Consider the following 19,388-nt stretch of genomic DNA (forward strand, 5'->3'; position numbering starts at 1 on the left):
GAAGCGCCGGGAACGCGGTTTCTACTGTTTCCGCAATCCCCGTTCCGGACTGCGAATCCCGAACCGGAATTGGTCGAGATTTCGGCGCCGCCCGGTTCTATCGGGCCGGGACCGTCAGGGCCGCGGATGTATACAGTCAATCCTTTGGGCAAAACAATTCCTTTTGGGGCCATCGTTCCTGGCCCGTCGGGGCCGGGCATGTACCTGCCGCCCTGGCATGGAGATGTCCAGAAACCGCCGGCGCCGGATGAAGATGGCCACTTTATGCACGTTTTGCCTTCAGATCCCGGTTTCGAGGCGGTGCATTTGTTTGCTGCCGCCCATTTCACGCTGGATGTGTGGGAGGCGTATTTCGGGCATCCGATCCCCTGGCATTTTGCGCGCGACTATGACCGGCTGGAGCTGTCGCTGCTGCCAAGCCTGGACAACGCGCATATTGGCTGGGGGTTTCTGGAAACCGGCGGCACCTGGGAGCATGGCGGCGAATACCGTGCCTACAGCCTGAATTTTGATGTGGTCGCCCACGAGATCGGCCACGCCATCATCTACAGTGTCGCGGGCATGCCGGTCTCGGATGATGTGCCGGGCGAGTATTTCGGGTTTCACGAATCTGCAGCTGACATGGTGGCGCTGATAGCATCGCTTCACTTCGGGTCGGTTGTGGAGGAGCTGCTGGAGAACACGAAGGGCAATCTTTACACGTTCAATCAGTTGAACCGCTTTGCCGAGCTTGCCGGGAATGCGCAAATCCGGATGGCAGCAAATACCCGGACGCTTCAGGAGTTTGTTTCCGGCTGGAGCAGTGAGCACGCGCTGTCCGAACCGCTGACAGGGGCGATGTTCGACATCCTCGTCGACATCTTTCACGAGCGGCTGCTGGTTCACGATTTGATCACGCCTGAAATGGAGGACCTGTCCGACCAGTTGGAGGAAACCCCCTACTACAGCGATGTTATGCAGGCGCTGTTTGATGCGCGCTATGCTCTTGATCCCGAAGGGTTCCGCATATCGCTGTTGGAAGCCCGTGATTTTCTGGGCGCCTATCTGGCGGCGGCGTGGAGCATGCTGGATGCCGAAAACCTCACCTATGCGGCGGTGGAGAAGGCGTTGCTGATCGTAGACCAGGAAACAACCGGAGGCGCCTTCCACTCGATCATAGAAGGCAACTTCCGCATGCGGGGGATTGGCTTTGCCCAGGCCGGTCCGCGGCTGGCTGAAGCGGATGAGGACAGCCATGCGCATTCTGTGCGGACGCGGGTGCCGATCGGCTGAAAGGCCGATTGTCTACAAATTCTATTCTTTTTGTGCTATTTTACCCCCAGGGGGACATTCAAGGCATCAGAACCTGCAGGAATTCCGGACCGGTCTTTTTTGAAATGTCAGCCTGAGTTGTGTCCATAGCCACAGGAGTGTGTACAGTGGCCGAGTCTTTGCTGAGTTTTTCTGAAGTGTTGTTATTTGGGCGTTTGATCGACGACATGAAAATAGTCCCCAAATTTGCGGGGGCTGATGTTGGCACGGTTAGCAAGACGCCAAAATTGGAAGGTACTAAAGTAAACGGCGAAACTGTTGCAGCTGGTGACAAAGTTCTGGTCATGGCGCAGGATGACAAGGCTGAAAATGGCCTTTATGAGGTTGGAGCGGGAAGCGAAAATCCTTGGGGTCATCAGCGGCAATTCCCTAAAGGAACCATACTTGAGGTTGCTCACGGTCCCCGCCAAGGTTTGTGGAAGCAGGTCGGTGATTATGATGCCGGGCAGCAGGAATTTTCCCGAGCGGGAAAACGGCGGCAAAAAGGCCAGGGCAGAAACAACCTGCTTGGCGACCAGCTAAGCGATGATGCGAATCTTGCTCGTATCTACGGGTTTTCCTACGAAGGCACCTACTTTGAGTTGCCGGAGCCGGTGATTTTCCTTGTGCATGGCGACGGTGACAGCGCGACAGGTCCAGAATCGCCTACCGATCAGGTTCAGGTGTCCCGGGCGCCGCTGAACCCTTCCGTGACCGGTGTTGCCTCGGCAGAGTATCAGATCGCAAACGACATCCGGGTCTGGGATTATGATCAGGCCGATTACTCGATCCGGATGGATGTGATGGCCGGCAGGCTGGAACAGGTGCTGCTGGATGTCTATTTCGGTGACGGCGGACCTTCGATAAGCGGCGCCAAGGTCAGCGGCGCCAAGGTGAGTGGTGCCAAAGTCAGCGGTGCCAAGGTCAGCGGCGCCAAAGTTAGCGGCGCCAAGGTGAGCGGAGCGAAAGCACGCGGATCCGGCGACTAAGCCTGAGTATCTGGCAGAGGTTTGCTGCGGCTTAATAAGAAAGGGCCGGTGTCCCTATCCTGGGCGCCGGCCTTTTAGAAACCGGCTTTCTTCAGACCTTCGACAAAATGCTGGGTGTCTTCTTCCAGCCGGTCTGGCTGCACCTCGGTCCAGCGTTCGAGTGAAAAATTCGGATGTGCTTCGCGGTGCCGGGCGGCCATGTCCCGGGCCAGTTCCATCTTGCCCATCTGCGCATAGCTGGCAGCCAGCATTCGCTGTCCTTCGGTCGGGTTGTTCATCTTGGTGAGCGTTTCGATGACCGCTTCATAATGCTTAAGATTGTAGTAGGCGCCGCCCAGATGCCAGAGATATTGATCGGGAAAATAGGGATTCAGCCGCATCGCCTGCTGCAGGTTTTCGATGGCTGTTTCATTGTCGCCGGAATGGGCCAGCGCATCAGCGTAGTCCGACAGAAGGTCGGCATCGTTCGGATTAAGCGCAAGAGCGCGCCGGTAGGCGCCAATCGCCGCGTCATGCTCTTTCCGGTAAAGATGCACAAATCCTAGCTCGCCGAAACCGCGGGCATCGGTCGGGTCCAGCTCCACCGCTTTTTGGGCATAAGACAGGGCTGTGTCCAACGCGTGTTCGGCGTCTTTGGCCCAGGAATAGCGCCAATCAATGTTCAGGGTGCGTGATATTGCGGCCGAGGCCCGGGCATAATCCTGGTCCCGCGCAAGCGCGCGTTCGTACAGGGTCTGGGCTTCACGGTTATCCTGCCTGGTGTAGCGGAAAATAAACTGCTGCCCACGCAGAACAAAGCCATAGGCGGCGAGGTCAGACGGTGCTGCCTGCGCCATCCGTTTGCGTTCCTGGGCTTCGATCAGAACGGCCGTTGCCGCCACGATTGCATCGGTCACCTCGTCCTGGATGGCAAAAATATCGTCGATGTTCCGGTCATAGCGCTCGCCCCAGATCGTTCGCCCCGAATCCGCGTCAATCAATTCTATGGCGATCCGTACCCGTGCTCCGGCCCGGCGGACGCTGCCGCGTGCAACATACCGCACCCCTAACTCGCGCGCGGCTTCCTGAGGGGGCATCGAACGGGTCTTGAAGAAAAAGGCCGAGTTGCGGGCTATGACAAAGAGGTTCTTGAACTTGGACAGGTTCAGGATGATGTCTTCTGTCAGCCCGTCCGCAAACCAGCTGTCGGACTGGTCGCCGCTCAGGCTGGCAAATGGCAGCACGGCTACCGATGGTATGCCGGGTGGCGGACGGCCTGCCGGCTGAGCTTCCGGAGGACGCCGGGTGGCGGCCATGGCTGCTCCGGCGACCTCGCTGCGGACACAATAGGAGGGCACCGGTTCCGCGATATTCTTAAGGCGCTGCGGGCCGAGAAATTCAAAGCCGAAGCGCAACCGGTTGCGGATTTGTTCATAAACCGAACCGCTGACAAAAACCCGGCCCGGTTCGGCAATCTCCTGCAGCCGGGCGGCAATATTGACATTGTCGCCGTGAATGCCGCGGTCATCAATCAGGATTTCGCCCATATGCACACCGGCGCGAAACCGAAGCTGCTGGTCTTCTGGCCGTGCACGGTTGCTTTGCTCTGCAATGCGGTGCAGTTCGACACCGAACTTTACTGCGTTTGTCGCTGTTTCAAACAACGCTAAAACCCCGTCGCCGCGAACTGCAACCACCTGACCGTCATGCGCATTGCATGCTGCTTCCAGCTGTTCCAACAGGGACTTTAGTGCGCTGTATGTGTCGATCTCGTCATTGCCCATAAGCCGGGCATAGCCGACGACATCGGCAAAAAGCACTGCCCCAAGCTGGCGCCGGACCGTTGTTTTTTTACTTTGGCCGCTCACAAGCTGTCCTCCTCCTGTGAGTGTCGGCAAGAACTGCCGGAGAAGCCGGTTCTGCCCTTTTGCTCTGTCGGTCAGCCTGCGGGCGGATCTGCCGGGCCCGGCGGCCAGGCCCAGCCTGTAATCTCCGCGCCGTGGAAGCTTGCTTTCGCACAGACATCAAGCCCCTGTGCGAGGACCCCGCGGCTGGCCTCCCATTCCTCCCGGAGGAGGCCCACTGTGATCATGTCGAAGTACCGCCCTTCTGCATACCAGGCTTCTCGCATCCTGCCTTCGGCTACGAAGCCTGCGCGCGTGGTGAGTTCCTCGCTGCGGGTGTTGTCGGCACGGTAATATGATGTAATGCGATTTAGCCCGATCTGGCGGAATGCAAAGTCCAGAAGCAGCGCAAGCGACCGGATCCCGATACCCTGGCGGCGTCTGGACTGCTCAATGAAAAGCGCAACGATGGCGTCCCGGTTGACCATGGAAATGTTTTCCAGGCCCGCAATACCGCATAATGCATTGGTTTTTGTAACAATTGCAAACCAGCATTTGCTGGTATCCGGCGCACAACCGGCAGGAGGGTTCCAGGCCTGTTCGATGGCAGTCAGGCTGAGGGGGGACCGGGCAGCGCGGTCAAAACAGGCCAGGTCGGTCACATTCTGAAACCAGCCGGCCATGGTGGCGAAGTCTGCCGCTTCCAGCGGCCTGAGCTGAAACTCTGCGGGCTGCCGGTCCGGCATTTTTCTGTCCCCTTTTTCCGTTTCTAAGTATTGCTTCCTCTGGCTCAAGGGCAGTGGGAAGACCGTCAGCTTTTGCCTTATACCACATTTGACCGGGCAGGGGTTGCAGAAGCTGGCAGCGCTCAACCGGCCTGTGCGCTTTGGCAGGGAAGTCTTTGCTGCATGCCGTCGGCTTGGCGCAAACCTTTCACCAGGCTCCTGCAGAGAAAGCACGAAATGCATGCGGGAAAGACAGGCAAGAAATACGGGCTGAGATCTCTTTTGGGGTTGCGCCTGTGCGGTGCTGCGATTACACCCCGCGACAGTGGACCGATAGCTCAGCTGGATAGAGTACTTGACTACGAATCAAGGGGTCGGGGGTTCGAATCCTCCTCGGTCCGCCACTTTTTTGTGTGTAAGACGTCAGACGAAATTGATCTTTGCGTCATAAACTGACCCAATCACCACGAACCGGATGTTTGTGGGTGAACCGCGAGTATCCGGTTCGGTCGCCCTCTTTACATGATGCTTGGCTCGCTCATTGAGACGGCGTGCGGAAGAGCGTCCATACTATGTCGGGACCGGGAGGGATCGATTAGGGCGTGAACGGCCCGAAGCTGACCGTCGCCGGGAGGCCAAATTCTGCAGCGCAGCTTACTCATCTCAGACATTGGCTTTGGGCGGGCTGCGGCGCAAAAGGAGAGTGTCCGGCTAAGAGTTGGGACTAGCTAAACGGGATCGTCAACGTCTCAGAGCTGATTGAACGTAAGCGGTGTATCCGCCCCGGAAATTGGCTGGTCCGCAAAATTATTATGCTGGCAGGCATGTATTAGACCAACATTTTACTCAATGGCTGACCAGGCGATTCCCCATACCGCAGACGTAGCTCTAGGCGGCTTCAATAGCTCCGGAATGACCGAAGTTCTCTCTATGCAAACACGTCCCTTCTAGGCGCCGCCTTAGGCGCATGGCCGCCTAGCATCGCCGGATCTATCGGCCGCCGCTTGAAGGTCCAGCAGCCTTCCATATAACCCGCGCCATGCCTGCAAAGATATTCTCGATGGAGGCGCGGGAGGACGGCGGTGCCCGGCTCGCGCTCAACTACAAGCACGCCGGCCGCAGCGGCATCCAGCGTATTTCCTGCGATCTGCCGCAGGCCGGCCTTTTGCAGCTGGTACTCTTTGGGGAAGCGCTCAGCCTGCGCAAGCGCTTCGGAAATCCCATTGCATCGGACGTGTCGCTCGATGGGCTTGAGATGTCCTATGACCCGGCGCAGCGGGAGCTCCATGTCGAGCGGCAGGCCGGTTACTCCAGGCAGGCAGCATGCATGCCGGTTGAGGTTTTTCACTCCGAGATGGCAGGTATGACCGACATCTGCATTGCCCGGGCCGAGGCGTCAAAACACGGTCCCACCCTGAAGCGCCTGCTGTCCGAATGCGCGGCACCGGCTGAGCTTGAAAGGCTGCTAGGGCAGGACGAGGCCGATCTGGCCATGCACCAATTGCGGGAGATTGCTTTTCTGCTGCTGGCACAGGAAGCCTCCGCCCGCGGGTCTGCGTTGGCCCGCAAGTTGCGCGGGAAGAAATCGCAGGACCAAGCCCGGGAAGCGGTCAGTGGCCTTGTACTGGAGCTTGCCGCGGAACTCGTTCCAGTTTCGACCTAAGCCCGAAAGGGTCGGCACAGGGCAATGCGGATTATTGCCATGAAGAATGGCGATTTTCACTGAGGGACTGTCCAGACACGGCTGTGGGCCGGAACCCCGCATGGGATTCCAGCTGTGTGAGAATGCGTCACCGCCCCGTTTGCGGGGCGGTGATAGCCTGTCAGTCGTCGATCCGGCCGACGGGGCGCCGAGGGGAACGTCACCGGCGCGCCCGTCTTGGAGCGCACCTTCGGGGTCTGCACCGTGACCGGGCCGATCCCGGTCTGCACGGCGCGTTCGGGGTGGTGTCCGTTCCGAACAACCGCGGCCCGGCCCTCCGGGGTGCGATATTTCGCAAACTCGGCCAGGAAAGCGTTCAACTCCGCCTCGACAGCCGTTTGCAGAAGCTCCCGCGCGCCCTTGCGCAGAAGATCCGTCAGCGGGTCCGACACGGTGCCTCGACCGGCAAATTCGATGATGGTAGCGTCATTCATGGCGGTGCGTCCTCGATGGTTGGTGGTTTGTTTGGCGACATCAAACCAACCAGATGCACTGCCAGCTTTCAAACCGCCCAAACACCAGATTCAGCCATAGCTCCCGTACAGCTTCTATGTGGCGTATCATGCGCCGACAGAGTCGCTTCGTGTCAGCTTCGTCGAAGTGGTACTGCGCCACTATGAGCATAGCGGCAAGAACTGGGCTGAACAGCAGGCCCTGACGATCACATTCACTGATGAGCTTACTTTGGAAGGACTCGCACGGTTGGCGAACCTTGCACGCTCAGGCACGCGAGTCTCGCGAGACCGTAGGATCGCGCAAACCACTGCACCCTTCGAGGCAATGCCGAGTTTCGATCAGTGTTCGAACAGCATATAGCGCAGCTGGATGCCGAGGATGCCGCTTTGCCCTGGGACCGTCTCGGTCATTGGGCCCAGGACGAAGAAAACTGGGAAGAGGCTGAGCGCTGCCACCGCAAAGCCTATGAACTGCAAGGCGGCCACTATGGCTATTGCCTTGGCACGGCACTCAATTCCCTCGGTCGCTACGAAGAAAGTCGTCCGATCCTCATCGAGCAGGCGGAGCACCTTCAACCAGATGCCATGAGCTGGTTCCAGCTGGGTGTAGCGAACGGTAATAGCGACCGATCGGCCGACGCGATTGCGGCCTACGAGAAGGCGATCGCGCTCGATCCTGATTACGACCTCGCCATTTTCAACCTCGGCGGCGTTCATTGGAACAACGGCGATCTCATTGAAGCTGAGCGGGTCTGGCGGCAGGCTATCGAAAAATTTCCTGATCATGCCCTCGCCGAGGAGGTCCGAAAAATATTACCCCTACTCATGCCATGACAGCTAGCAGCCTCTTTCCGGACAGTAGTCTTGGCCGCGGCCGCGGCCTCGACCGGGACGGCCCAAAGCTGCCAATCACGAGGGGTGCCGCGCTGCCATGCAGTATTCACCAGACCTGCCGTTCGAGGCCCGGCGCAATTTTCTCAATGCCTGAGCAGCAGCGCAATGGTGTACTCATCGGCGGCACGGGGACCGGTAAATCCCACCTTGCTGTGAGCATCGCTCGGGCGTGCATCCGGCGCGGCAAACGGGGGCGCTTCTTCAGTGTTGTGGACCTGGTGAACAAACTCGATGCGGAAGCCCGCGCCGGCCGGCGGGGACGCACGGCGGATCTGCTGTGCCGCCTCGGCTTCCTGACCCTCGGCGAGCTTGGCTATCTTCCCTTCGCACAAACCGGTGGTCAGCTATCGCTCCATCTCATCAGCCGCCTCTACGGGCGCAAATCGATCATCGTGACGACCAACCTCGGCTTCGGCGAATGGACCTCGGTCTTCGGCGGCGCCAAGATGACCAGCGCGCTGCTCGGCTGCCTTATCCGCCATTGCGACATCGTCGGAACCGGCAACGAGAGCTGGCGCTTCAAAACCCGAGAATAGCCGAGCCGGCGCTGGCCCGACACGGCTTCGCTTTGTGGAGGCTGCGCCGCATCGGGCCAGCTAACCGCGCGCCGAACAGGGGGGCAATTTTGGATGCGTATAGGGGGGGCAAAGTTCAAGGCCGACTGACACAGTTCACGTCCTTTGTCTGGACAGGTTGTCATCGCCGCTCCGGCCTGCGCATATCAATGGATGGCAAGGGCCGGTTCCTCGATAATATCTTCGGCGAACGGCTCTGGCGGTCCCTGAAATACGAATGCGTCTACCTGCACGCTTGGGAGACCGGGTCAGAAGCGAAGGCAGGTGCTGGTTGCCGGATCGAGTTCTACAACCGAAAACGTCCCCATTCCGCACTTGGCGGCAAACCGCCAGCCGTGGTCTATTGGCTGAGAAATGACGAAACCAAACCCGGTCAGCAGGAGCACAGAGTAGCTTAATTTACGTCCGAACCTGTCCAACGATTGGGGGGTAGTTCAGCACGGTCAATCCCTGAAAAGTATGTTGGCCGACTGCACAGCGTCCCGACGGACTGAAACAACTCTTGCCTGGGGTGAGGCGGATCAGGTCCTGCACCAGCCGCGGGAAATCGCGTTGCTGCTGCTGGTGCAGGACGTTTCCATACGCGGCTCCGCACTTGCCAGGAAACTGCGGAGAAAGACAATGCGCAGCCATGTCCGGGAAGCGGTCCGGAACCTCGTTCTGGAGCCTGCCGGAGAGCTTCTTGCTGAACCTGCCAATAGTCAGTGTTTTCGAGGTCAGGCAGAAAGCATGGTTCTGGGGGAAGCCGCAATTAGTTGATGCGCGTGGCGGGTGTATGCTGGCAAACTCTGGCACCATACCTCAAGTTGTTGTCAGCGTTGCGCAGCAGATGGCGGCCCTGGGTATTGAAATTTCTTGGATTTGGTTGGATACGTTGCGGGTAATTTAAGTTGGATTTTCAGAAAGCTTCCGACGCCGCCGCTGTATGCAAGGATTGATTGCATGCCTTTGCCAGACAGGCGGCTTCGGGCAGACGCATTTTCTGACCCGCTGTCTTCATGCCTTTTCAGGGCAGTTAAAATATATTTTTCGGAGTTGTTCGTTGGATAACAAAGTCGACCGTTCCCCTTTATCTTGTTTGCCTGCCGACTTGGGCGCTGACACGGCTGTTGAGATGTCGCCGGATGCCGGGTTGCATATGCTGGAAATGGCAATCCAAAGGGCGGGAGAGGGATTGACCCGATGGCAGGCTGGCTGTTTTGAGCAGCTCAGCACCGTGTCCTTGGCAAGTGCTGAGATCACTTTATTGCAGTTGATCGGCGATGGCGGCCGGTTCAAAACGATCAAGGAACTGGCCCGGAGCACCAACCGCACCGACATTCCCAATATTCAGTATTCCCTGCGCAAACTGGCCACTGCCGGGCTGACCCGCAAACAGGGGGCGGGCCGCTCAGGGGTCACCTACAGCTTGACTGAGGAAGGCTGTCAGGTGGCAGAGAGGCTGCAGGATACCCGTGAACGTCTGCTGCTGCAGGCGCTGGCGGGGCGTCCGGATCTGGCCAGACGGTTGCATGGCGCTGCGGAAACATTGGAGGACTTGACTGAGCTGTTCGACGCGGCTGTCCGTCAGGCCGAAGCGCGCAGCGGCTCCTGAGGGCGCAGCAGATCCCATTGCACGGATCGGCGGGGGCAGCGTAAGGTTTGGTCATGATCGAACTCAAAGACCTTCAGCTGCTGACTGCGCTGGCGCGGCATCAGCATTTCGCCAAGGCCGCTGCTGATTGCGGTATTTCGCAGCCCGCGTTTTCCATGCGGATCCGCAATTTGGAGGAACGGCTGGGTCTGTCCATCGTGCGCCGGGCCAACCGGTTCCAGGGGCTGACCGAGGAAGGCATGATGATTGTGCGCCGGGCACGCTCGATTCTGGACGATGCCAAGGCACTGGAACAGGAGATTGCGGCAACCCGCGGCGAGGTGACAGGCGCCTTGGTGCTGGGGGTGGTGCCGACCGCCACCGCTTGGGCCGCGCAGTTGGTGGATCAGGTGCATCAGGCCTATCCGAGGATTCTGGCGCGGGTCGAAGTCACCACATCGCTGGCTATTCAGCAACGGCTTTATGATGGTACAATTGATGCCGGAATAACGTATTCCGACAGCATGGGACGGGACCTGGTGACGGTGCAGCCGCTTTACGAGGAAAGCTATGTGCTGCTGGCACCGGAGGAGATGGTGGCGGACTGGGGTGATGCGATCAGCTGGGCAGAAGCGGCAGAATTGCCGCTCAGCTTGCTGGATCAGCAGATGCAGAACCGCCGCATTCTGGACCGGATCTTTGCGGATCTGGAGCTGAGGCCGGAGATTGTGTCTGAATCCAACGGTTTCATGGCGTCGATGGTGCTGGCACGTGAGGGATCGGTGGCGACGATTCTGCCGCGTGCGCTGATGCAAGCCCTGGGGGGGCTCGGCGGAACCCGGGTGCTGACGCTGATCAAGCCGGAACAAACCCGGCAGATTTGCATCGCCACTTTGGACCGGACACCGGAACTCACAACTGTGCGCGCTTTAAAAGAGGTGGTTGCGACGTTTGTGGACGATGGGATGCCGCAAATGGCGTGATAAGCGTTACTTATCGTACGTTCGGTTTTCTAGATTTGACGATATTCATTCTTGATGGCATTTCGGGTTGAATTACGTGCTGACTGGAGGACCCCATGGCACCATTGGATGATAGCAAGGGCGTATGGAAGTCCGGCAAAGGCAAAGGGCGCAAGACGCCCAAAGGCCGCCAGGTTGACGACATTGCGCTGAGCGAGGTTCAGGAGCTGCTGGGTGACCGCCCGCGCAACCGTGATCTTCTGATTGAATTCCTGCACCTGATTCAGGACAAATACGGCTGCCTCAGTGCCGCGCATATCCGGGCGCTGGCCGAGGAGATGCGCACCGGTCAGGCGGAAATTTACGAGGTGGCAACCTTCTACGCCCATTTCGATGTGGTGAAGGAAGGCGAGACACCGCCGCCCGCGCTGACCATCCGGGTCTGCGACTCGCTGTCCTGCGAGCTGGCGGGTGCTGAACAGCTGCAAAAAGCGCTGGAAGATGGGCTGGACGCCTCCCAGGTCCGCGTTCTGCGCGCACCCTGCATGGGCCGCTGCGACACAGCACCTGTGCTGGAAATCGGCCACAACCACATCGACCATGCGACGGTTGAAAAGGTTGAAGCAGCGATTGCGGCAGATGACACCCACGCGCATGTCCCTGAATATGAGACCTTCGCCGCCTACGAGGCCGAAGGCGGATATGCCACGCTGAAAGACCTGCGTGCCAATGGCGACTGGGAAGCGGTTCAGGCGAAAGTCAAAGAAGCCGGTCTGCGCGGTCTTGGCGGCGCTGGCTTCCCGTCGGGCACCAAATGGGGTTTTGTCCGCGCCAACGAAGGCCCGCGTTACCTGGCCGTAAACGGCGATGAGGGCGAGCCGGGCACCTTCAAGGACCGTTACTATCTGGAGCGTACTCCGCATGTCTTCCTGGAAGGCATGCTGATTGCCGCCTGGGCTGTGGAAGCCGAGAAGGCTTTCATCTACATGCGCGACGAGTATCCGGCAGTGCTGGAAATCCTCGCGACCGAGATCAAGGCGCTGGAAGACGCTGGTATCGTCGAGGCAGGCTATATCGATCTGCGCCGCGGGGCAGGGGCCTATATCTGCGGTGAAGAAAGCGCGATGATCGAATCGATCGAAGGCAAGCGCGGCGAGCCGCGCCACCGTCCGCCGTTTGTGGCGCAGGTGGGTATCTTCGGCCGTCCGACCCTCGTTCACAACGTCGAGACGCTCTACTGGGTCGCCAAGATCTGCCGCGAAGGCCCCGAGTGCCTGAATTCGGTTGAAAAGAACGGCCGCAAGGGCCTGCGCAGCTATTCGGTCTCGGGCCGTGTGAAGAACCCGGGCGTGCACCTGCTGCCAGCCGGGTCCACCATCACCGACGTCATCGAAGCCTGCGGCGGTATGCTGGATGGCCACGCGTTCAAGGCATACCAGCCGGGCGGACCCTCCTCGGGCCTGCTGCCTGCGTCGATGAACGACATTCCGCTCGACTTCGACACGCTGCAGCCGCACGGCACTTTCATCGGGTCTGCCGCTGTTGTGGTTCTGTCCGATCAGGACTCGGCCCGCGACGCTGCGCTGAACATGCTGCGGTTTTTTGAGGATGAAAGCTGCGGCCAATGCACCCCCTGCCGGGTGGGCTGCGAAAAAGCCGTGAAGCTGATGAGCGAAAAGAAGTGGGATCAGGGCCTGCTGGAAGAGCTGAGCGCGGCGATGGTTGACACATCGATCTGCGGTCTGGGTCAGGCAGCGCCGAACCCGATCCGCCTGACCATCAAACACTTCCCCGAGGAGGTTTAAGCCATGAGCGATAAAATCACTTTCACACTCGATGGCGAACAGGTCACGGCAGATGCAGGCCTGACCATCTGGGAAGTCGCCAACGGCCGTGGCTTGAAGATCCCGCATCTGTGCCACAAGCCGCAGCCCGGCTACCGCCCGGACGGTAACTGCCGGGCTTGTATGGTCGAGATCGAAGGCGAGCGCACGCTGGCCGCCTCCTGTATCCGCGAACCCGCCGAAGGCATGGTTGTCACCACCAACAACGCGCGGGCTGAGAACGCCCGCAAGATGGTGATGGAGCTGCTGGTCGCCGACCAGCCCAAGCAGGAAGAGGCGCACGACAAATCCTCCCACATGTGGGACATGGCGGAGCTGAACGGCGTGACCGAGAGCCGCTTCCCCAAGCTGGAAGAGGGCCGCATCCCACTGCTGGATGATTCCCACATTGCCATGAAGGTGAATCTGGACGCCTGTATTTCCTGCGGTCTGTGCGTGCGTGCGTGCCGTGAAGTGCAGGTGAATGATGTGATCGGCATGGCCGGCCGCGGCCATGATGCCTATCCGACCTTCGACATTGCCGATCCGATGGGCCAGTCGACCTGTGTGGCCTGCGGCGAATGTGTGCAGGCCTGCCCGACCGGCGCGCTGATGCCTGCCACTGTGGTGGACGAAAACCAGGTTGGCGACAGTAAGGACTTTGATTCTGAGACAGAAAGCGTCTGCCCGTTCTGCGGCGTTGGCTGCAAGGTCTCGCTCAAGGTCAAGGACGGCAAGGTCAAGCATGTCGAGGGCATCAACGGCCCGGCAAACGAAGGCCGCCTGTGCGTCAAGGGCCGCTTCGGCTTTGACTACATCCACCACCCGCACCGCCTGACCAAGCCGCTGATCCGCCGCGACGACGCGCCCGCGAAAGGCCTGAACGTCGATCCGGGCAACCTGTCGACCCACTTCCGCGAAGCGACTTGGGAAGAGGCGATGGATCTGGCTGGCAAAGGCCTGATGAAGCTGCGGGACGAAGATCCGAAATCGGTGGCGGGTTTTGGCTCGGCAAAATGTACCAACGAGGAGGCTTACCTCTTCCAGAAGTTCATTCGCCAGGGATTCAAGCACAACAACGTCGATCACTGCACCCGTCTGTGCCACGCGTCGTCTGTTGCGGCGCTGATCGAAAACGTCGGCTCCGGTGCTGTGACCGCGACCTTCAACGAGATCGAAAACGCGGATGTGGCGATTATCATCGGCTCCAACCCGATCGAAAACCACCCGGTTGCGGCGACCTACTTCAAGCAGTTCACCAAACGCGGCGGCAAGCTGATCGTGATGGATCCGCGCGGTGTCGGCATGCGGCGCTTTGCAACCGAGATGCTGCAGTTCCGCCCCGGCGCGGATGTGTCGATGCTGAACGCGATCATGCATGTGATCGTCGAGGAGGAGCTGTATGACAGTCAGTACATCCATCGCTGGACCGAGAACTGGGAAGCTGAAAAAGAGCACCTGAAGCAGTTCACGCCTGAGAAGATGTCGGAAATCTGCGGCATTGAACCGGATCAGCTGCGCCGCGTTGCACGGATCTTTGCCAATGCAAATGCGGGTCTGATCTTCTGGGGCATGGGCATCTCTCAGCACATTCACGGCACCGACAACTCGCGCTGTCTGATTTCGCTGGCCCTGATGACCGGCAACGTGGGCAAGCCGGGCGCCGGTCTGCACCCGCTGCGCGGCCAGAACAACGTGCAGGGCGCGTCTGACGCGGGCCTCATTCCGATGTTCCTGCCGGACTATCAGACCGTGACTTCGGATGATGTGCGCAAGTCCTTTACCGATGTCTGGGGCGGCGGCGACTTCTCGAACGAGAAGGGCCTCACCGTGACTGAGATCGTCGATCAGGCCTATGCCGGCAACATCAAGGGCATGTACATTCAGGGTGAAAACCCGGCGATGTCGGACCCGGATGCAGATCACGCGCGGGATGCCTTTGCCAAGCTGGAGCTGATGATCGTGCAGGATATCTTCCTGACCGAGACCGCGAATTATGCGGACATCATCCTGCCGGCCTCGGCGCTCTATGAAAAGAACGGCACTGTGTCGAACACCAACCGCCAGGTGCAGCGTGTGCGTCCCGCCGTGGCGCCTCCGGGCGAGGCGCGCGAGGACTGGAAAGTCACCGTGGAACTGGCGCAGCGCATCGGGCTTCCCTGGAAGTACGATGATGTGAGCGAAGTCTTTGCCGAGATGAAGCTGAACATGAAGTCCCTGAACAACATCACCTGGGAACGCCTTGAGACCGAGACCATCACCTACCCGTCGCTGCATGAGACCGACCCCGGTCAGGCGATTGTGTTCGGCGATGGCTTCCCGCGTCCCGAAGGCCGTGCCCGCTTCACTCCGGCATCGGTGATCCCGCCGGATGAAGCACCGGATGCAGAGTATCCGATGATCATGACCACCGGCCGCCAGCTGGAGCATTGGCACACCGGGTCAATGACCCGCCGCTCCCTGGTGCTGGACGCTGTGGAGCCGGAAGCCAACTGTTCTCTCAATCCCAAGACCCTGCGGGCGATGGGTGTCGAGCCGGGCGAAATGGTGCGTCTTTCCACCCGCCGCGGTTCGATCGAGATCATGGCGCGGGCTGATCGGGCAATTGCCGAGGACATGGTGTTTGTGCCTTTTGCCTATGTTGAGGCAGCAGCCAATATCCTGACCAACCCGGCAATCGACCCTTACGGCAAGATCCCCGAGTTCAAGTTCTCGGCGGTCCGGGTTGAAAAGGTGGAGAGTCAGATCGCCGCTGAGTAATCCGGCTGCGTATAGATGAATTAAAGGCGGGCGCGGAGCTGATGGCTTCGCGCCCGCTTTGCGTTTGGGCTTCCAGGCACCGGCGTATTTGAGGCTGGCGGCCCGCTATGTTCCGGGCAGAGAGCTTTGTCAGCTGTGGCGAGCCAGAAAACGGTCCAGATCCCGCTTTGACGGCGGCGTGCCGGTGAAAACCTCGACCCAGCCGGGCATAAGCGATATCCGGTATTCCGTGCTTTCGTTCACTTGCATCGAGATATAGCCGATCTGAGTATAGATCATTGCCCGAGCGCGGATCAGTGCGACGTTGGCGCTGAAACCAAAGCGGATAAACATCTCTGTCAAAGCCTGTTCGCGCCGGGTATCGGCCTGGTCCAGCCGTGCCTGCAAGTCACGGTCGTTGCGCGCCCAATTGCGGATGGCCAGATCCAGCCGGGAGTCGAACAGGTCGGCATCAATCCAGCAGTCGAACAGATTGAACAACGCTTCGGCAATACTCTCTGCATATGCCTCGGACCGGGCGATCAGGTTCCCGGTGTTCTTTTCTTCCCAACGCCGGATCATCGCCTCCAGCAGTGCCTCGCGGTCTTTAAAATGCCAGTAGAAACTGGTGCGGGCCACGCCAAGCCGCTTGGCCAGCGGCATCACTTTCACCGCTTCCACGCCGCTCTCGGTCAGTACTTCGTAAGCGGCTGATAGCCAGTCTTCGTCACCCAGCCGGGTGCGGGTAATGTCCTGAGTGTCCATGCGACAGCCATAACAGCAGGGCAGGGCGGGCGCAACTTTTCTTGACAGGTGTGATTGTTTAATTGACACATATGTCAAGAGCGACTGGCGACTCGCAAATGCCGCGCTTGCCCAGACATCGTTCCAGGAGACCCCCATCATGTCCAAGGACCCGCTGCTGCAGCCCTACCAGCTGAAACACCTGACGCTGCGCAATCGGATCATGACCACCAGCCATGAACCGGCCTATCCGGAAGACGGCATGCCCAAGGAGCGCTATGCCGCTTATCACGCGGAGCGGGCAAAGGCGGGCGTGGCGCTGACGATGACCGCCGGGTCGGCCGCGGTCAGCCGCGACAGCCCGCCGGTGTTCAACAATATTCTCGCTTACAAGGATGAGGTGGTGCCGTGGATCCGCAACCTCACGGATCAGGTGCACGAGCATGGTGCCGCCGTGATGATCCAGCTTACCCACCTTGGCCGCCGCACCGGCTGGAACAAAGGCGACTGGCTGCCCTCGGTCAGCTCGTCCCGGCACCGTGAACCGGCTCACCGTGCCTTCCCCAAGCTGGCCGAGGACTGGGATATCGCCCGGATCATCAGCGATTTCTCCGATGCCGCAGAGCGGATGAAGGACGGCGGCATGGATGGGATCGAACTGCAGGTCTACGGCCATCTGATGGACCAGTTCTGGTCGCCGCTGACCAATGATCTGGACGGGCCATACGGCGGCCAGACGCTGGAGAGCCGGATGAAATTCCCGATGGACGTGCTGCAGGCCGTGCGGGACCGGGTCGGGGCGGAGTTCATCGTCGGCTTGCGCTACACGGCAGACGAGGCACAGAAGGGTGGCATCACACCGGAAGAAGGCCTTGAGATATCCAAGCGCCTGGCGGACAGCGGCATGGTGGACTTCCTCAATGTAATCCGCGGCCGCATCCATACAGATCCGGCGATGACCGATGTGATCCCGGTACAGGGGATGAAGTCAGCCCCGCATCTGGATTTTGCCGGGGAGGTGAAAAAAGCGACTGGCATGCCCACCTTCCACGCCGCCCGCATCCCGGATGTGGCAACTGCCCGCCATGCGGTTGCCGCGGGGCTTTTGGACATGGTTGGCATGACCCGCGCCCATATAGCTGATCCGCATGTGGTGAAGAAAATTATTGAGGGGCGCGAGGATGAGATCCGCCCCTGTGTGGGGGCGACCTATTGCCTGGACCGGATCTATCAGGCGGGGGATGCGCTGTGCATCCACAATGCAGCGACGGGCCGTGAGCTGACCATGCCGCATGAGATTGCGCCCGCAGAGGTCCGCAAGAAGGTTGTGATCGTCGGTGCCGGCCCTGCCGGGCTGGAGGCTGCGCGGGTGGCGGCGGAACGGGGGCATCATGTCACCGTGTTTGAGGCCGCGGCCGAGCCGGGCGGCCAAGTGCGCCTGACCGCACAGAACCCGCGCCGGGCAGAAATGATCGGCATAATAGACTGGCGCATGGCGCAATGCGCCGCGCGGGACGTGGAGTTCCGTTTCAGCACCTGGGCCGAGGCCGCAGACGTGACCGCGCTGAACCCGGATGTTGTAATCGTCGCGACGGGAGGTTTGCCAAACACCGAATTGTTCGAAACCCGCGGGGAGGCTTCGCATGTTGTCTCGGCCTGGGATATTATTTCCGGTGACGTGAAGCCGGCCGCAAATGTGCTGATTTATGACGAGAGCGGCGACCACCCTGGATTGATGGCGGCAGAGATTGCCGCCAATGCTGGCGCCAGGGTCGAGGTGATGACGCCTGATCGGACCTTTGCCCCGGACATCATGGCGATGAACCTGGTGCCCTACATGCGGGCGCTGCAGGATAAGGACGTCACCTTCACCGTGACCCGTCGCCTACTTAAGGTGGCGCGCAACGGCAATCAGCTGACCGCAGCAATCGGGACGGACTACAGCAGCCATGTGTATGAGGCAGGTTATGATCAGGTGGTTCTCAACTACGGGACGCTGCCGCTGGACGATCTGTACTTTGATCTCAAAGAACTCTCGTTCAACCGCGGCGAGGTCGGCCAGGATGCGCTGATCGCGGGCAGCCCGCAAAGGATCGCGTCCAACCCGCAAGGGCAGTTCCAGCTGTTTCGCATCGGCGATGCGGTTTCTGCCCGCAACACCCACGCGGCGATCTATGATGCGCTGCGGCTGATGAAGGATATCTGATATGCGTTTGGGTTTTTTGGGATGCGGCACCATTGCTTCTGCCGTGGTGCGGGGCCTGGCCGGCAAGGGCCACCGGATCACGGTTTCGGAACGCAGCAAAGCTCAGTCCGCGGCGCTTGCCGGGGCGTTCAGGGATGTCACGGCGGCTGGCAATCAGGCGGTGATCGATGCCAGCGATGTGATCTTCCTCGGCATGATGGCGGAAGCCGCTGAGGGCATTCTGAAGGAGCTGGTCTTCCGTGAAGGCCAGCAGGTGATCTCCTTCATGGCCGGTGCGGATCTCGGCCGCGTGGCAGATCTGGCCGCTCCGGCCAAAGCTGCTGCAGTGATGATCCCCTTTCCGGGCATCGCGCAGGGCGGCTCTCCGGTCATTGCTTTGGGGGACACCGCGCTGCTTGGCCGGATGTTCGAGCCGGACAACCGGGTCTTTGCCCTCAAGGATGAAAATGAACTGAGTGCCTATCTGTCAGCGCAGGCAGTGCTCTCGCCGGCGGCGCGCCTGGTAGGCGACGCCGCAGAGTGGCTCGGGGAGCGGGTTTCGGATCCTTTGCAGGGAGAGGCGTTTCTGCGGATGCTGGTGTCCACAAGCCTGCAGGCTTCAGGCTGCGCAGATCTGATTGAGGCGCTGAATACACCTGGCGGTTACAACCAGCGGCTAAGGCTGCATATGGAGGAGGCAGGCCTGCGCAGCAGCCTTGCGGAAGGTTTGAGTGAACTCGAAGGGTGAAACACCAGCGTATGATTAGACAGACGGCCTGATTGGCTTTTTTTGGCCGGGTTGGTGTGATTCCGGGCGGGGTGACTCGTTTTTGTGGGGTGATTTGCTGTGCTTCCGGTTTGTGAGTCTGTGGATAAGCGCGGTTGTTCTGTGGGTAAGTTGTGCTGCGG

14 protein-coding genes, 1 tRNA gene and 3 pseudogenes are annotated in these 19,388 nt (G+C 59.9%); 14 read left to right on the forward strand and 4 right to left on the reverse strand.

The features are described 5' to 3' along the window. Window positions 1-264: 264 nt before the first annotated feature. Window positions 265-1,272: a hypothetical protein gene (locus tag A2I95_RS20145; protein WP_291732595.1), complete on the forward strand. Its 1,008-nt coding sequence runs from the start codon at window positions 265-267 to the stop codon at window positions 1,270-1,272. Between the two features lie 146 nt (window positions 1,273-1,418). Beyond that, a complete protein-coding gene (locus A2I95_RS20150; RefSeq protein WP_291732597.1) occupies window positions 1,419-2,279 on the forward strand; it encodes a hypothetical protein in 861 nt (286 codons plus the stop codon). Window positions 2,280-2,353: 74 nt separating this feature from the next. On the opposite strand, the gene A2I95_RS20155 is transcribed toward A2I95_RS20150, so the two are convergent. Beyond that, a complete protein-coding gene (locus A2I95_RS20155; protein ID WP_291732599.1) occupies window positions 2,354-4,126 on the reverse strand; it encodes an adenylate/guanylate cyclase domain-containing protein in 1,773 nt (590 codons plus the stop codon). A gap of 71 nt (window positions 4,127-4,197) precedes the next feature. Next, a complete protein-coding gene (locus A2I95_RS20160) occupies window positions 4,198-4,848 on the reverse strand; it encodes a GNAT family protein (RefSeq protein ID WP_291732601.1) in 651 nt (216 codons plus the stop codon). A 306-nt stretch (window positions 4,849-5,154) separates the two neighbouring features. Here A2I95_RS20160 and A2I95_RS20165 point away from each other — a divergent pair. Together A2I95_RS20165 and A2I95_RS20170 are read left to right on the forward strand one after the other, a co-directional pair. Continuing rightward, window positions 5,155-5,231 (forward strand) — tRNA-Arg (locus tag A2I95_RS20165). Window positions 5,232-5,887: 656 nt separating this feature from the next. Further along, window positions 5,888-6,490 (forward strand): hypothetical protein, encoded by a 603-nt coding sequence (locus A2I95_RS20170; protein WP_291732604.1) that lies wholly within the window; start codon window positions 5,888-5,890, stop codon window positions 6,488-6,490. 185 nt (window positions 6,491-6,675) lie between these two features. Here the strand turns inward: A2I95_RS20170 and A2I95_RS20175 are convergent. Next, window positions 6,676-6,963 (reverse strand): annotated as a pseudogene (locus tag A2I95_RS20175) (transposase); the annotation flags it as partial. A gap of 363 nt (window positions 6,964-7,326) precedes the next feature. On the opposite strand from A2I95_RS20175, the gene A2I95_RS20180 reads away from it, so the two are divergent. From A2I95_RS20180 to fdhF, 8 genes and pseudogenes are all read left to right on the forward strand, one after another. Then, window positions 7,327-7,818 carry a tetratricopeptide repeat protein gene (locus A2I95_RS20180; RefSeq protein ID WP_291732606.1) on the forward strand — a complete coding sequence of 164 codons (492 nt, stop codon included), beginning with the start codon at window positions 7,327-7,329 and terminating at the stop codon, window positions 7,816-7,818. A gap of 158 nt (window positions 7,819-7,976) precedes the next feature. Beyond that, window positions 7,977-8,414 (forward strand): annotated as a pseudogene (locus A2I95_RS20185) (ATP-binding protein); the annotation flags it as partial. Between the two features lie 116 nt (window positions 8,415-8,530). Then, window positions 8,531-8,851: pseudogene (locus tag A2I95_RS20190) on the forward strand (integrase core domain-containing protein); the annotation flags it as partial. Window positions 8,852-9,135: 284 nt separating this feature from the next. After that, window positions 9,136-9,342, forward strand: a complete 207-nt coding sequence (locus A2I95_RS20195; protein ID WP_291732608.1) for a hypothetical protein — start codon at window positions 9,136-9,138, stop codon at window positions 9,340-9,342. Window positions 9,343-9,627: 285 nt separating this feature from the next. Next, window positions 9,628-10,047: a winged helix DNA-binding protein gene (locus A2I95_RS20200; protein ID WP_291732610.1), complete on the forward strand. Its 420-nt coding sequence runs from the start codon at window positions 9,628-9,630 to the stop codon at window positions 10,045-10,047. Between the two features lie 53 nt (window positions 10,048-10,100). Further along, window positions 10,101-11,009: a LysR family transcriptional regulator gene (locus tag A2I95_RS20205; RefSeq protein WP_291732612.1), complete on the forward strand. Its 909-nt coding sequence runs from the start codon at window positions 10,101-10,103 to the stop codon at window positions 11,007-11,009. Window positions 11,010-11,104: 95 nt separating this feature from the next. Beyond that, window positions 11,105-12,793 carry an NAD(P)H-dependent oxidoreductase subunit E gene (locus tag A2I95_RS20210; protein ID WP_291732614.1) on the forward strand — a complete coding sequence of 563 codons (1,689 nt, stop codon included), beginning with the start codon at window positions 11,105-11,107 and terminating at the stop codon, window positions 12,791-12,793. Window positions 12,794-12,796: 3 nt separating this feature from the next. Continuing rightward, on the forward strand, window positions 12,797-15,571 hold the full coding sequence (gene fdhF / locus A2I95_RS20215; protein ID WP_291732616.1) for a formate dehydrogenase subunit alpha: 2,775 nt from the start codon (window positions 12,797-12,799) through the stop codon (window positions 15,569-15,571). Between the two features lie 129 nt (window positions 15,572-15,700). Here the strand turns inward: fdhF and A2I95_RS20220 are convergent, their stop codons facing one another. Next, window positions 15,701-16,315 (reverse strand): TetR/AcrR family transcriptional regulator, encoded by a 615-nt coding sequence (locus A2I95_RS20220; protein WP_291732618.1) that lies wholly within the window; start codon window positions 16,313-16,315, stop codon window positions 15,701-15,703. Window positions 16,316-16,454: 139 nt separating this feature from the next. On the opposite strand from A2I95_RS20220, the gene A2I95_RS20225 reads away from it, so the two are divergent. Continuing rightward, a complete protein-coding gene (locus tag A2I95_RS20225; RefSeq protein ID WP_291732620.1) occupies window positions 16,455-18,500 on the forward strand; it encodes an NADH:flavin oxidoreductase in 2,046 nt (681 codons plus the stop codon). Between the two features lies 1 nt (window position 18,501). Further along, on the forward strand, window positions 18,502-19,227 hold the full coding sequence (locus A2I95_RS20230) for an NAD(P)-binding domain-containing protein (RefSeq protein ID WP_291732623.1): 726 nt from the start codon (window positions 18,502-18,504) through the stop codon (window positions 19,225-19,227). Window positions 19,228-19,388: the final 161 nt, after the last annotated feature.

The sequence above is a fragment of the Leisingera sp. F5 genome (assembly GCF_001593695.1).